This window comes from Ascidiaceihabitans donghaensis (genome assembly GCF_900302465.1).
In the GTDB taxonomy this organism is placed as follows: Bacteria; Pseudomonadota; Alphaproteobacteria; order Rhodobacterales; family Rhodobacteraceae; genus Ascidiaceihabitans; species Ascidiaceihabitans donghaensis.
The window spans coordinates 83,372-96,981 of record NZ_OMOR01000001.1; the positions used below are offsets into that span (position 1 = coordinate 83,372).

Here is a 13,610-nt window from a genome sequence, read left to right on the forward strand (position 1 = left end):
CACAGAACTTTTCAACTTTTTTGTCTCCGGTTAAGCGCAATATCTTTCACCCAACAGACTACAAACTGAATAAAATTCTCTTAATAGCGCTCGATTCTTAAGGTCTTAATCTTCCAGAAATTTCGTTATCAAAACACGCGACTCGATACTTCTAATCAAAGCTTCATCTGCTTTTTTCAAAAATCCATTAGGGTCAACTCCAGGCGACGTGTTTTTCTGGATTGCTGCCTCCTGACTTGGGAGTTCAGGTCGAATCGGTTTTTCCTGAGGTGCAGCCAGTACTGGCTCCAATTCTTCACTTGAGTTTGGAATCGAGTTTGGATCGTTATCAATTTTTCTAGTTTCTCCATTGCGAGCACTGCCACCAATCGTATTGACGTTGGCTTCGCCCGCAACCCCAACCACACTAGTGCTCAAAGTCGCCATGTTTGAAAAAGATACTGCTTGCTCCAGAAAACCTAGCTCCTCCAGTCTTTCGGAAATTTTTTTCATTGTTGAAGCATTCAAGTTGAGTGTTCTTTTATCTAGCGTACCGAAGGCAAAGAGCAGAAATTCTTCAACAGTGGAGTGCTTGGTCAAATATTGAACGACACGATTTTGAAGACCATCAGTTTGAAACTTTGTTCTTTCTTTAACATAATCTTCCAATATTCTTAGGGATCTCGAAAATTCTCCATTCATCGTCAAAGCTAAAATGAAAGCTCTTTGTATTTCATGACTCAAGTCATGACGACGTAGCTCCATAGTGTATGCGCTGGCGAGAATTAGTTGCTGCTCACTTATTTGACCGTCATTCTCAAATTCTAGATCAATCAATTTTATCAACGCTTCAGCTGACTGAAGTGTATTAGAATCAATTACGTATCTCAAGTTTTTCTTGGACTCCTGTGGAGAGTTATCGACAGTATCCAAGTTGGACCTCGCAAGCACGACGTCTACCGTAGAGAATTCACTGGAGCGTTCTAAAGTTCGCAATGCCAAATCAGCAGCTGCACTCAAATCCAGCGCCAACAGTTGATTACTGATAGTGGGTGCAAGATTCTCCCTCAAGGAAATGGGTAAATCATTTAGAGCAAAAATCACCGCATCCGTGTTTACTTCAGCTGATCGGATTTCAGATATATTGTTGGAGAACAAAGCCCACATTGCGGCAGCCGAGTTGCAGGATTCCATATCCTTAAAAAATTTCCCATTTGATGATTTGGAAAATTCCATTATTTCCGCTATCGCATACAATTCAGGATGATTTTTCTTTAACGACGGTACAAGATTCAAAGTAGCTGCGGCCTCTGCACCAAAACCAAGATGTAGGTACAACTTAGCCAATTTTAACACTTCCTGAGGTTCTACTTGCTGTAACTCGTCAAAAATTGCAGATCTCAACTTTCCGACTTCAGAAATAGGGAAATATTTTTCTCCCCACTGCGAAATTTGAAGTAGATCTGCGTCAGCACAAAAGCCTGAGCTTTGTATAATCTGCTGTGCTGCAGATGTATTAAGTAAGTCACTGCTCGAAGAAACTTCAATGTTTGGACTGCCCACTTCACTCCTTTCTAAGGAGTCTTCAAGATTTTCATCGAATATGGATAAATCGATTTGAGGTGAGCGCTCTTCCCCCGCAGGTAAAGCAGAGGAAACGCTCAAAATACCACGTGTAGCTGAAGATCCAAACTCTTGTAGCAGGATTTCACGAACTCCCTTTAAGGATCCTCCATTTTCCATTTTTAAACTTGTCTCTGTAGCATTCTCGTTCATATTTCGTACCTGACCTACGTCGACCGGTGGTTCTTTCTGCGCCCTTGGCGCGTTGACTTCAAATTCTTCTTTTGGCGCTTTGGGAAGTTGAAGATTCCTGGCTCCTAAGTGCGCAAAATCAACCTGGTCAACTTGCAAATTCGCATTGACAACATCATTTTGATCGAAAATGTCCAAAACAATTAGATTTTTGACTGTACGGTAGCTTTCAACTGTACAGTCGCACTCCATTTGTATTTCAAGATTTGACGAGTTTGCTTTGAAACTCGAAATTCGATCCCTTCCTATTCGATCGAAAGCCTTCGACGTATCAAAACCTACCTTGTGGTCAGGAATTTTTATTATAATGACTCTTCCAGAAACTTCTTCAATCCAATTTTTCGAAGAGGGAACGCTTAATACTACTCTTGTAAAGTTATCATGGTCACCAGTTCTAACAGGAATTGGGTTGGCAAATAAAAAATGCGGGAAAAACGCAAAAATCACTATATGAAGAGTACTTTTCATGCGGCACTTTGCTTTACTGTTTTTAAAGCCTCTTCCAAATCTGCGTACGATGGTCGACAATGAGAAGGAGTATTCTGCCGCCCTACTTCGATACAGATATTGGTTGCGTGATTGTGCAAGTTTGCGACCAGAACTTCTCGAATAAGTTGATAGAAATGGCTGTCTTCCTCTGTTACCGCTTTAACCTTTTCAGCAAATGGACCGACCAGTCCATATGCTAAGAAAACACCCAAAAATGTACCAACCAGCGCCCCACCAATTAACTTCCCAAGTACTTCGGGTGGTTGATCGATTGAGGCCATAGTCTTAATTACCCCCAAAACGGCAGCCACAATCCCTAAGGCTGGCAAGCCGTCAGCAATTGTTTGAAGCGCGTGACTCGAGTGTAGAGCATGATGCATGTTCGCATCCATACGCTTCTCCAACACTTCCTCAACTTGATGCGGGTCATCATAGTTCATGGACGCGGAACGCATTGTGTCACAAATTAGTGCTGTTGCCTCGGTGTCTGAAATAATTTTGGGGTACTTGGAAAATATGCTCGATTCTGATGGCGCTTCAATATGTTCCTCTATGGCTACAGGATTTTGACGCGCCAATCGGATAAGCTCAAAAAGTAGACACAAGAGATCTCGATAATCCTCGTGCTTCCATTTTGGACCTTTGAAAACCTTCCCCAGATCTTTTAGTGTGTGTTTTACTTCAGCACCACTGTTGCTGATAAGGAATGCCCCCACAGCTGCGCCGCCAATCATTGTCATTTCGAAAGGAAGTGACTTTAGAATAATTCCCATTTTTCCGCCGGCAGCCAAGTAACCACCAAACACCATTACGAAAATTGTTATTATCCCGATAATTCCAATCATTTCGCTTCCTCTCCAACTTCGTTGAAGTCAGCCTATCCAAATCGAGTTAATAATTTCTATTTCCACACTAGTTTTTTGGAACTTTCCCATTTCTGCCAGCAAGCAAAACACTAATTGTGTATGCTTTTTGTGGATCTAATCCCGCCATGATAGCTGCCGCGGAATCTGGACGCATGCGACCTAGAAAACCGGCTGCAAACGAAGCTTCCATTGCCTCGAATAGGGCAGCGGCCTCGGCAGGCTTCATGCTCTCATAGACCGTGGTTAGTCGCGCAAGATCTTTTTCCTCTGCGCCTCTCGCTTGGGCTAAGGTTTTGCTTAGCCGCTCCTCCAAGGCCTCCAATTGCACAAGCTTACTTTCAATCTCTTTTTTTGCTTTCTCTAGCGATTCCGCTCTAAGCGCTTGACGTTCTTCCGTTTCCTTTACTTTTTCTTCCCTTTTTATCAAAGCATCCAGGAGCGCAGGAACTGTTCGCGATTCCGATTGGGGTGAATTTGTAGTGCTTTGTGTTTTTGGCTGTGTAGATTCATTTTCCGTATTGGCTGTTTTGGCAAAGGCTGCGTCAGTGCTGAGAGCAATTCGCATTCCCGCTGATCCTAGAAACATTAGCGCGATCAATGCAACGGATCCGCGCCCTGTGCGAATTTTGTTTTTTACTGGCTTAGTCATTGACGTCTCCCACTTTCCGAATGACGCATAAACATTGGTTGGCTTGGCTCTGAGTTGGGAACGATTGCTTCTTGCGCAGGAGGTTCTTCAACTGTCGGTACGTCGTGCAATGCGGCCATTTGCAGCTCAAGACGGTTGGACATTTGTTCAGCACGTTCAGTCAGTTTGGTGAGTGTGTCGGCCGATTCCGCAGCTGTCTGACGTGCGCTTGTAAGAGATTTGTTTAGATCATCAACCTGCGCCGAGAGCACTGCGACGGCACCACCAACACCTTTTTCAAGACTATTAAATCGTTTAAGGCGTCGCCCCAAAATGAAGCAGTAAAAGCCAGCACCTATTGCACCAGCTGCAAGCAAAATATCAGCGATCATTTCCATTTTGGGTCCTCAGTTCAGTACAAATTCCATGACCAACAGGTCATTAACGCGTCCACTTCCAGCGACCATCTGAACCCGACGCAACATTTGCGCCCTTAGTCGGATCAGGGCGGACGGACTTTCGAGGTCTTCTGTTCTTACTGCGCGTAAATATCCGTTCAGCACATCTGTTACGCGGGGCAAAAGATGTTCAACATCCGCTTGGTACTGACTCGGGACTTCGAGTTGAGCACGAAAACTCAAGTGCCTACTGTTAGAAGGGGGGCTTAGGGATATAACCATCGGGTCAATCGGAACAAACGCTATGTCAGGAAGTGCATCTACATCATCAACCTGCGCCTCAACGTGTCCCGCAGGTTCAGATCCGAGAATCATGCCGCTCCAAGCTGCGTAAAAGCCCCCGCCGCCTCCAAGCATGGCGGCCAGAAGGCCAAGTATCATAGGCATTTTTGATGCCTTCTTGGGCTCTGCTTCTGCTTCTTCATCAATCTCTGCCATTCGCTGTCCAATCGCTTAGGTCTAAATCTGTATAACCTGTGATCCACTAACCGATTATTAAGCCTGATCGTTCTATTGATGTTTATCGCTGGGCAGAACGCCCGGTATGACGGAGGCGAACGTGCAGCAACTTATAAATGCCTGGACTGGACTGGACTTAAGGCGCCAAATCATAGTGGTAGCGGCATCAATCGCTATGTTTTTTGCTATATTGGCTATGTCGCGAATGGTGACAGCCCCAAGTATGACACTACTTTATGCAGGGCTAGAAAACGGAGCCGCCGGTGACGTAGTGACCGCTTTGGAGCAACGCGGCGCAGCCTTCGAAATCAGAGGCGGGTCAATTTTTGTCGACTCGAAACAGCGCGATCAATTGAGAATGACATTGGCCAGCGAAGGGCTGCCGGCAAACAGCAGCGGCGGCTATGAATTGTTGGATTCTTTGTCGGGATTTGGAACAACTTCCCAGATGTTTGACGCGGCTTACTGGCGGGCAAAGGAAGGGGAGTTGGCTCGAACAATTATTGCAAGTTCTCAGTTTTCTATGGCACGCGTTCACATCGCAACAACTGGGTCCAACCCATTCCAGCGAGGTGTGACACCAAAGGCATCTGTTTCAGTAACATCCAATGGTGGGGATGTGTCTGCCCAACAAGCAAAAGCGATTCGGTATCTTGTCGCGTCTGCTGTTGCCGGTTTGGCGGCAGAAGACGTTGCAGTCATCGATTCAAAAGGAACACTTATTGGTGCCAGCGACGACGCCGTACCGGCCGCTGGCGCAGAAGATAAGGCTCAGGTGCTGAAAGATCGGGTAGAACGACTGCTTGAGGCGCGGGTTGGGTTCGGCAACGCAATCGTCGAAGTCAGCGTGGACACTGTGACTGAAAGCGAAGCTATTAGAGAGCGCCGCTTTGATCCGGAAAACAGAGTAGCTATCAGCACGGATACAGAACAGCGAAACAATACCTCGAACGATGCAGGTGGCGCGGGTGTAACAGTCGCATCCAACTTGCCAGATGGTGACGCTGCAGCAGGCAACGACAGTTCTTCTTCGCAAAACACGGAGAGTCGTGAACGGATAAACTATGAGGTTTCCGAAACGGAACGTGAAATCATCCGGTCGCCAGGTGCAGTAAAGCGGCTAACTGTTGCCGTGCTGGTCAACGACATCACGAATATTTCGGAAGATGGGCAACCCATCCAAGAGCCTCGATCCGAAGAAGAGCTAGGCGCCTTGGAGGAGCTTGTATCCTCCGCTGTAGGCTTTGATGAGAGCAGAGGCGACATTATTACCATCAAATCTATGTCCCTACAGTCTATCGCTCCTAGCGGAACAGTTGCCACCACATCAATCATGGACCACTTTGCATTGGATGTAATGTCAGCAATTCAAATGGCAGTTCTAGCAATTGTGACGCTGATTTTAGGTCTATTCGTGGTACGCCCTGTCTTAACACGGCCGCCACAATCCTTAAGTCCTCCGGCCCCGGCACTAACATCGGATGTAGATGGAAACGTAGAACAAAGCGGACCTGTTTTATCCGGTGAAATAGAGTCCATAGGTGACTTAGATCTACCTGATTTCTCAATGGATTCCGACATCGGCAGCTTACCCGACATCTCTATGTCAGGTGGCGCAACCGGTGATCCAGTAGACAGGCTGCGCGCAATGATAGGCGAGCGCCAAGAAGAAACCGTCGAAATACTTCGCAGTTGGCTCGATGAGAAAGAGGAGAGTGTTTAATGTCGATTGCACATCTTTATCAGGATTTTGGACCAAAAACTCTTGGCCGAGACGCCAACATTTCATTGAACGATGTTGAAATTGAAGATCAGAAGCTCGATTCTTTTGAGAAAGGCTATCAAGCCGGTTGGGACGATGCAGTGAATGCGCAAGTCGCAACAAAGACACGGATAAGTTCTGATCTTGCCAAAAATTTGCAAGAAGTTTCTTTTTCCTATCACGAAGCAAGAAGCACATTAACCAAGTCTCTGGAGCCTCTATTTTCAGACGTCGTTGCTACTTTGCTGCCCGAAGTTGCACGTCATTCGCTTGGACCCCATGTGGTCGCCCAACTTACCGACATGGTCCGCGTACAAACTGATCAAGTGATCGAAATTACTGTTTCACCAGTAAACCTGGAAACCATCGAAACGTTGATCGAAAACGAACTGGAATCGCCATTCGTCATGGTCCCGGACCCCAATTTGAGTGAAGGACAGGTTTTTTTGCGAATTGGGGTGGAGGAGCGAGAAATTGATCTTGACCACGTAATTGAGACTGTTGGCGCTGCCTTTAACAATTTCTTCACTGCAACAGGGCAGGACTCTTGATATGAATGATATTCCTGAACCCAAAACTCTCGCTTCTGACACCAACAACCCTTTCACTTCGGTTCCCATCGAGATCACCGTTTCAGTTGGGAAGGCACGCCCGTTGGTCCGGGATTTGGTGATGCTTGGGACGAATGCTGTTTTAACATTGGACAAACGAATAGATGACCCGGTCGATTTGTTTGTCGGAGACAAGCTGATCGCCCGTGGAATGCTGGAAGAGGATGACAAGTCGGACTCTGGACAGCTTGTCGTGCGCTTGACCGAAATCATAAACTTACAATCTGACTCCTAAAAATCAGATGCATCGTCTCTTTCTGATCATCGCATTAACCATGATTTGGCCGAGCGTCTCGCTGGCGCAAGACCTTTCGGTGTCTTTGGGAGATGATGGGTCGATAAGCGCTAGAACACTACAGCTCTTTGCCTTGATAACCGTTTTAAGCCTGGCACCCGGGTTGGCAATAATGGTTACGTGTTTCCCGTTTTTAGTAACCGTACTGTCTATCTTACGGCAAGCGATCGGCCTTCAGGCATCACCGCCAAATATGATGATCGTAAGTCTTGCACTGTTTCTAACCTATTTCATAATGGAACCGGTTTTCAACGAAGCGTGGGTTAATGGTCTACAACCTCTTACAAACGAACAAATCGACGCTGAAACGGCATTCGTGCGCACTTTGGAACCATTCCGCGTGTTCATGGCGGCGCGTTTAGATCCTGATACCTTTATGGCAATGGCGGACCTTCGGCCCGATACCCAAGGCCAAGAACTATCCCCGGAAGCGCCGATATCTGTGCTTATCCCAAGTTTTCTGTTATCGGAAATATCACGGGCATTCCAAATCGGTTTTTTGATTTTCTTGCCGTTCTTGATTATCGATTTGGTCGCGGCAGCAGTACTGATGTCGATGGGCATGATGATGGTCCCACCCGCAATCGTTTCACTACCCTTTAAGTTGGCTTTTTTTGTAGTTGCCGACGGGTGGAGCTTGATTGCAGGCAGTCTTGTTCGAAGTTACTTCTAGCGGGACTATTTTTCAGTACTCAACGCCGCATTATACCCATGTGCACGCAATAACGCGCTTTGCTTCGCGATACGCAGATCTTCCGAAACCATTTCCACACACATCTCATGTGTCGATATTTCGGGCACCCATCCCAGTTTTTCTTTCGCCTTTGACGGATCGCCCAAGAGGGTTTCGACCTCTGCCGGCCGGAAATATCGTGGATCAATCCGCAAAATCACATCACCCACGCTAAGCTTGGGTGCCTGATCACCTTCGATTTTTTCAACAATACCAATTTCGTCAACGCCACTCCCTTCGTATCGCAATGTAATACCAAGTTCGGCAGCGGACCATTCAATGAACTGACGCACAGAGTATTGCTTGCCGGTTGCAATTACAAAATCGTCCGGTTCGTCTTGCTGCAGCATCATCCATTGCATCCGGACATAGTCTTTAGCATGCCCCCAATCACGCAATGCATCAATGTTTCCCATGTATAAACAAGGTTCTAACCCAAGTGCGATATTGCACAGTGATCGCGTGATTTTACGGGTTACAAAAGTCTCACCACGGCGCGGGCTTTCATGGTTGAACAGAATTCCGTTGCACGCATACATGCCATAGGCTTCACGATAGTTTACCGTCATCCAATAGCTGTACAATTTCGCTACTGCGTAGGGGCTTCGCGGATAGAACGGTGTCGTTTCACGTTGAGGCGTCTCCTGAACGAGGCCGTACAATTCAGAAGTCGACGCCTGATAAAACCGTGTCGTCTTTTCTAAGCCCAACAACCTGATCGCTTCCAAAATCCGTAATGTGCCCAAGCCGCTGACATCCGCCGTGTATTCCGGGCTTTCAAAACTAACGGCGACGTGGCTTTGCGCCCCAAGATTGTAAACTTCATCAGGTTGTACCTGTTCAATAATACGCGTCAGATTTGAGGAATCTGTTAGATCCCCATAGTGCAACTTCAGCCGCGCATCCGGTACGTGGGGATCTTCAAAAATGTGGTCTATGCGCTGTGTGTTAAACGAAGATGACCGACGCTTGATCCCATGCACTTCGTACCCTTTGGCCAGAAGAAACTCGGCCAGATAGGACCCATCTTGACCTGTGATGCCGGTAATCAGTGCTTTTTTCATCGGTGCGCCCTTTGTGTTTCCATTCTACCTAAAACCAACAGGACCCACCTGCAATAGTTAGCTATCACTGGTTCACGTTGCGAAATCCTCATTGAAAAGAAGGTGCTTGGCGTTCTGATACCCGGATGCGTCGAGACCACAAAGGGCGCCATCCCGCAGGGGGAAAGCGATCTGAAAATTTCCCTTTGTTTTGGCAGGATTGCTCACTAATCTAATTCACGAGCCCAAAGTAAGGGCCAAGTCCAAGGTGGGAGAATTCAATGGGCAAGAGAGATGACTTGATCGCGCAGTACGCCGACGATCTGAAAAACAAATGTGGCATGGCACCTGATATGGATCTGCTAACGAAGGTTACAATTGGTTGTGGGCCGGCCATCTACAATGCCGACGCATCAACCGTTGCGGGCAGCCAAGCCTCAGAGCTTGAAACAGTCAAAGAGAACTTCTTAAAGAAAAAGCTTGGCCTCGCCGATGGTCCGGAACTGATGGATGCGATCAACAAAGTGATTGAAATCTACGGCAAATCCGAACGCAACAAATATCGGGCTGTCGTCTACTACATGCTGACGAAGCACTTCGGCAAAGAATCCGTTTACGGCTAATCATCTGATTACGCTTATTAAAGATCCGCTTGGTTAAGCGGATCTTTTTTTATTGAATACGCTTTGATGCACTCAAAAATTGCATTTTTCCAAGTGGGGTGGTAAGCATATTTATCCGGCCAGTATGGCTAGAACCGAATTTTGTAACGTGTGTGGTGGCTATGGGAGCACGCGGGGTGATCAAGGGTTCTGGCGTAGCGCCAGAACCCTTTTTCATTTTCAAATTTAATCTACAGCCCGTCAGCAATATCAATGTCAAAGGCGTTGATGCGCTTTTCTAACCTGAAATCAGGGCGAAATTCCCGCCAGCTCGCATACAATTTTCCATTCAGATTCTTGAACAGGCTGCACAGACAAGCGCGAATTTTTTACCAAAATCATGCCGTCCAACCGTCTGTCCGCTTTGATCATGTCTAATGATACTGAATGCACAACGGGCTTGACCGCCCTGATGTCCACGCAGTCCCAGCGTTCGTCATCCGTTGTGCTGTCTGGGTGGGCCGTGGCGCAAACTTCGATGATCCCGACAATCGCCTTCTCTTTTTGGGAATGGTAAAAGAACCCAAGATCACCGATCTTCATATCGCGCATGAAGTTTCGGGCCTGATAATTTCTGACTCCGTCCCATTCTTCACCCGCACTTCCCTTGGCAACCTGTTGATCCCAGCTCCAGGTTGACGGTTCAGATTTGAACAACCAGTAGGCCATCACCCAATCACCTTGTTCCACGGCATAAGGGTGACTTCACGGAACAAACCCGCCTGACCGTAAGGATCGCCCGCAACCCATTGGTTGGCCGCGTCCATATCCGGAACATCCAGCACGATCAGCGATCCACACATGTCGCCCGCCTCGTCCAAGAATGGGCCGGCCTGAACCACCGCATCAGAACTTTTCAGATATGCAACATGCGCATCCCGATTGGCTTTTCGCACATCAAGCGCACCCTTTTTGTCGTAAGCCATCAAAGCAACCAGCATATTATTCCTCCTTTAAGGGACGTGATAGCAGATGCTCAATTGCGGATTGCACATCTGCTTTTTTCTCTACCAAACGTGCCACAGTCTGTGTGATCGGCATGTCCAGATTTTGGTGCAAAGCAATTTTCTTCATCGCAAGCGCAGTGCTTGCACCTTCAACCGTCGTGTTTGGATCAAACGACTGCCCGGACCCAAGCGCAACACCAAACTGATAATTCCGTGACCCTTCCGACGTGCAGGTCAAAGCCAAATCGCCAAAGCCTGACAAGCCAGAAAGTGTTGCAGAATCCGCACCGTGTTGAACAGCAAAACGTGTCATTTCTGCAAATCCGCGCGTCATAAGCGCCGCACGGGCGCTGTGTCCAAGGCCTGCACCAATAGCGACACCGCAAGCGATCGCCATCACATTCTTCAATGCCCCACCCAATTCAGCACCCTTGGTATCCGTCGTTCGGTACAAGCGTAAAACAGGTGTAGACAGCTGTTTTTGCAATGTTCTGCCAACACCTTTGTCAGCACAGGCAAGCGTTAAAGCGGTCGGCAAACCGACTGCAAGATCGGCTGCAAAACTTGGGCCCGTTAGGACGGCGGGGATTGCAGTAGAAACAGAAGCCGCAATGGTGTCGCAAGCGCCCAACCCTGTTTCTCTATCAATTCCCTTACAGCAGGCCACAAGGTATTTGCCGGCGAACAAGTCTCGGTTTGCCGTTAACACGCCAGACAGTTTCTGAGCTGGAACCGCCAGCAAAACCGTTTGCGCATCTTGCAACGTCGCGGTGACAGTCAAAGGGTCGGGGAAATTTGCCCCGGGCAAGCGCCTTGTGTTGCGACGCGTGGCCTGCATTTCGGCAATGTGCTGCGGGTCACGCGCCCAAAGCGACACAGGACCTTTTCGCCCAAGAGAAATTGCCAAGCTTGTTCCAAATGCACCCGCGCCAACCACCAGAATGCTCACGCCTTGGCCCCCTTTTTACCGCTTCCCAACATCGCAGGGCTGGATTTATCCAAAGGCCACCGCGGACGCGCAGACAAATCAAAGCCATCCGCGTCCCGATCCGGCATTTGCGCCAGTGCCGCGTAAGCAATCATCGCAGCGTTGTCCGTGCAAAGACGCAACGGCGGTGCCACAAATTGAACACTCAACTGCGTACAAACAGTCTCTAAAGCGGACCGAATAGATGCGTTTGCTGCAACACCACCTGCAACACATAACGTGGGCCGCGCAGGGTTTAGCTCCAGATACGAGATCAAAGCGCGTCTGGATTTTTCCGCCAGTACATCTGCAACAGCGACCTGAAAGCTGGCCGCAAGATCAGATTGATCCGTCCCGGTTAGGCCACCTTGCTGTGCAATAACGCCATCACGCGCCCGAAGGGTCGCTGTCTTCAAGCCTGAAAACGACAAATCGCATCCGGGCCGATCCAACAATGGACGCGGCAGCGCAAAACGTCGGGGGTTACCCGCTTTTGCGCATGTTTCGATGGCAGGTCCGCCAGGTTGCGGCAAACCGATCAATCGGGCCACTTTGTCAAAAGCTTCCCCGGGCGCATCGTCAATCGTGCCCCCCAGACGGCGAAACGTGCTTGCATCCTCAACGATCAAAAACTGACAGTGCCCTCCTGACACCAAAAGCATCACATAGGGAAACGCGACATTATCAGTCAGTCTTGGCGTCAGGGCATGACCTGCAAGGTGATTGACCCCGTAAAGGGGTAAACCCGTCGCGGCACTTAGCCCCTTGGCCAGCATAACCCCAGACACAACGCCACCAATCAGACCCGGCCCGGCCGTGACGCCAATTGCATCAATCTGCGACAATTCAAGGTTTGCATCGGTCAAAGCCTGCTTCACGCTTACATCAAGCTTCTCAACATGGGCCCGCGCAGCGATTTCCGGCACAACACCCCCAAAGGCAGCGTGCAGTTCTGTTTGTCCAACCACAACAGACGATACGACCGTCGCAGCCCCGCCTGGAACACCACGCACAACGGCCGCAGCAGTATCATCGCAACTGCTTTCGATGCCTAAAATGTTGATGTCATGTGCCAAATTGGGTCCATTGCACGCTGTCTAAACAGCCATTAACATCGTGCGTCGTGGCTAACAATGCAAAGCACCCGCAGGTTTCTCTGCTTTTAACGCGTCCTTCCGACGCTGCACGTGCATTTCTGTCCGATTTACCGGTCGAAATCACAACACGTGTTGTGCCAATCTTGTCGCCCCTGATGTCCATCAAACCGTTGCACCCAAAGGAACCTGTGGCAAAATGCGCCGTGTTCACATCTGCCCAAGCTGTTGGTTTTACATCACGCGGCGACGAACGCAGTGCTTTTTGCGTTGGTCAGAAAACAGCAAGCGCTGCGCAAGCGCGTGGATGGCGTGTCATCTACACTGCGCACACAGCCGATGACTTGGTCGCATTTCTGAAAACACATACCCCGCAGAACCCTTTGGTTCATTTCGCCGGCGTTCATACACGCGGAGATGTGGCGCAACGTTTGACAGCAGCTGGAATACCCACGCGACACATCGCGCTTTATGATCAAACTCTACACGACTTGAACATTCAGGCCCGCATCGTCCTTGACCGGGAAACGCCTGTTGTAGTTCCCCTGTTCTCACCCCGCACAGCACGGCATTTTGACGCACAGAATCATGGCAAAGCACCTTTGCACATTATCGCTTTAAGTGCGGCAGTGGCAGAAGCGCTAAACCATACTATCTGTACATCCATAAGCGTTTGTGCGCTTCCCACACGTCAGGACATGGTCAAACAGGTCAAAAAGCGAGTGCTTTCGATGACCTTGGGTTGAGCCTAGAGTGGGCGGTGCGTAGACTGCAAAAAAGTGCGCGTGTTGAAGAATCTGGA

The 13,610-nt window shown here is 48.6% G+C and carries 16 protein-coding genes; 6 read left to right on the forward strand and 10 right to left on the reverse strand.

Going from position 1 to position 13,610, the window contains the following annotated elements; all coding sequences use genetic code 11:
* Positions 1–105: 105 nt before the first annotated feature.
* From ASD8599_RS00415 to ASD8599_RS00435, 5 genes are all read right to left on the reverse strand, one after another.
* The gene (locus tag ASD8599_RS00415; RefSeq protein WP_108826709.1) at positions 106–2,262 is read right to left on the reverse strand and encodes a hypothetical protein; all 2,157 of its coding nucleotides are present in this window, start codon (positions 2,260–2,262) and stop codon (positions 106–108) included.
* Positions 2,259–3,128, reverse strand: a complete 870-nt coding sequence (motA, locus tag ASD8599_RS00420) for a flagellar motor stator protein MotA (RefSeq protein ID WP_108826710.1) — start codon at positions 3,126–3,128, stop codon at positions 2,259–2,261. The genes ASD8599_RS00415 and motA overlap by 4 nt, the downstream gene beginning before the upstream one ends.
* 67 nt (positions 3,129–3,195) lie before the next feature.
* Positions 3,196–3,798 carry a MotE family protein gene (locus ASD8599_RS00425; RefSeq protein ID WP_108826711.1) on the reverse strand — a complete coding sequence of 201 codons (603 nt, stop codon included), beginning with the start codon at positions 3,796–3,798 and terminating at the stop codon, positions 3,196–3,198.
* Entirely contained in the window at positions 3,795–4,175 is a 381-nt protein-coding gene (locus ASD8599_RS00430; RefSeq protein WP_108826712.1) for a DUF6468 domain-containing protein, read from the reverse strand. Before ASD8599_RS00430 ends, ASD8599_RS00425 begins: the two co-directional genes overlap by 4 nt.
* 9 nt (positions 4,176–4,184) lie before the next feature.
* On the reverse strand, positions 4,185–4,673 hold the full coding sequence (locus ASD8599_RS00435) for a flagellar basal body-associated FliL family protein (protein WP_108826713.1): 489 nt from the start codon (positions 4,671–4,673) through the stop codon (positions 4,185–4,187).
* Positions 4,674–4,794: 121 nt separating this feature from the next.
* Between ASD8599_RS00435 and fliF the strand changes: the two genes are divergently transcribed.
* The 4 genes from fliF to fliP are packed head-to-tail and all read left to right on the forward strand — an operon-like array spanning position 4,795 to position 8,035.
* The gene (fliF, locus tag ASD8599_RS00440) at positions 4,795–6,417 is read left to right on the forward strand and encodes a flagellar basal-body MS-ring/collar protein FliF (RefSeq protein WP_108829929.1); all 1,623 of its coding nucleotides are present in this window, start codon (positions 4,795–4,797) and stop codon (positions 6,415–6,417) included.
* Entirely contained in the window at positions 6,417–7,007 is a 591-nt protein-coding gene (locus ASD8599_RS00445; RefSeq protein ID WP_108826714.1) for a FliH/SctL family protein, read from the forward strand. Before fliF ends, ASD8599_RS00445 begins: the two co-directional genes overlap by 1 nt.
* Before the next feature lies 1 nt (position 7,008).
* Positions 7,009–7,302, forward strand: coding sequence for a FliM/FliN family flagellar motor switch protein (locus tag ASD8599_RS00450; RefSeq protein WP_108826715.1), 294 nt, complete (start codon positions 7,009–7,011; stop codon positions 7,300–7,302).
* 7 nt (positions 7,303–7,309) lie between these two features.
* Entirely contained in the window at positions 7,310–8,035 is a 726-nt protein-coding gene (fliP, locus tag ASD8599_RS00455) for a flagellar type III secretion system pore protein FliP (RefSeq protein ID WP_108826716.1), read from the forward strand.
* A 5-nt stretch (positions 8,036–8,040) separates the two neighbouring features.
* On the opposite strand, the gene gmd is transcribed toward fliP, so the two are convergent.
* Positions 8,041–9,159, reverse strand: a complete 1,119-nt coding sequence (gmd, locus tag ASD8599_RS00460) for a GDP-mannose 4,6-dehydratase (protein ID WP_108826717.1) — start codon at positions 9,157–9,159, stop codon at positions 8,041–8,043.
* 260 nt (positions 9,160–9,419) lie between these two features.
* On the opposite strand from gmd, the gene ASD8599_RS00465 reads away from it, so the two are divergent.
* Positions 9,420–9,761 (forward strand): DUF2853 family protein, encoded by a 342-nt coding sequence (locus ASD8599_RS00465; protein ID WP_108826718.1) that lies wholly within the window; start codon positions 9,420–9,422, stop codon positions 9,759–9,761.
* Between the two features lie 288 nt (positions 9,762–10,049).
* On the opposite strand, the gene ASD8599_RS00470 is transcribed toward ASD8599_RS00465, so the two are convergent.
* Genes ASD8599_RS00470 through tsaD form a run of 4 tightly spaced genes read right to left on the reverse strand, consistent with a single transcriptional unit; the run spans position 10,050 to position 12,790 of the window.
* A complete protein-coding gene (locus ASD8599_RS00470) occupies positions 10,050–10,469 on the reverse strand; it encodes an EVE domain-containing protein (protein WP_108826719.1) in 420 nt (139 codons plus the stop codon).
* Positions 10,469–10,741: a YciI family protein gene (locus tag ASD8599_RS00475; RefSeq protein ID WP_108826720.1), complete on the reverse strand. Its 273-nt coding sequence runs from the start codon at positions 10,739–10,741 to the stop codon at positions 10,469–10,471. The genes ASD8599_RS00470 and ASD8599_RS00475 overlap by 1 nt, the downstream gene beginning before the upstream one ends.
* Position 10,742: 1 nt before the next feature.
* Complete coding sequence (locus tag ASD8599_RS00480; RefSeq protein ID WP_108826721.1) at positions 10,743–11,696, reverse strand: NAD(P)H-dependent glycerol-3-phosphate dehydrogenase; 954 nt, start codon at positions 11,694–11,696, stop codon at positions 10,743–10,745.
* Positions 11,693–12,790: a tRNA (adenosine(37)-N6)-threonylcarbamoyltransferase complex transferase subunit TsaD gene (gene tsaD / locus ASD8599_RS00485; protein WP_108826722.1), complete on the reverse strand. Its 1,098-nt coding sequence runs from the start codon at positions 12,788–12,790 to the stop codon at positions 11,693–11,695. Before tsaD ends, ASD8599_RS00480 begins: the two co-directional genes overlap by 4 nt.
* 47 nt (positions 12,791–12,837) lie before the next feature.
* On the opposite strand from tsaD, the gene ASD8599_RS00490 reads away from it, so the two are divergent.
* Positions 12,838–13,554, forward strand: a complete 717-nt coding sequence (locus ASD8599_RS00490; protein WP_108826723.1) for a uroporphyrinogen-III synthase — start codon at positions 12,838–12,840, stop codon at positions 13,552–13,554.
* Positions 13,555–13,610: the final 56 nt, after the last annotated feature.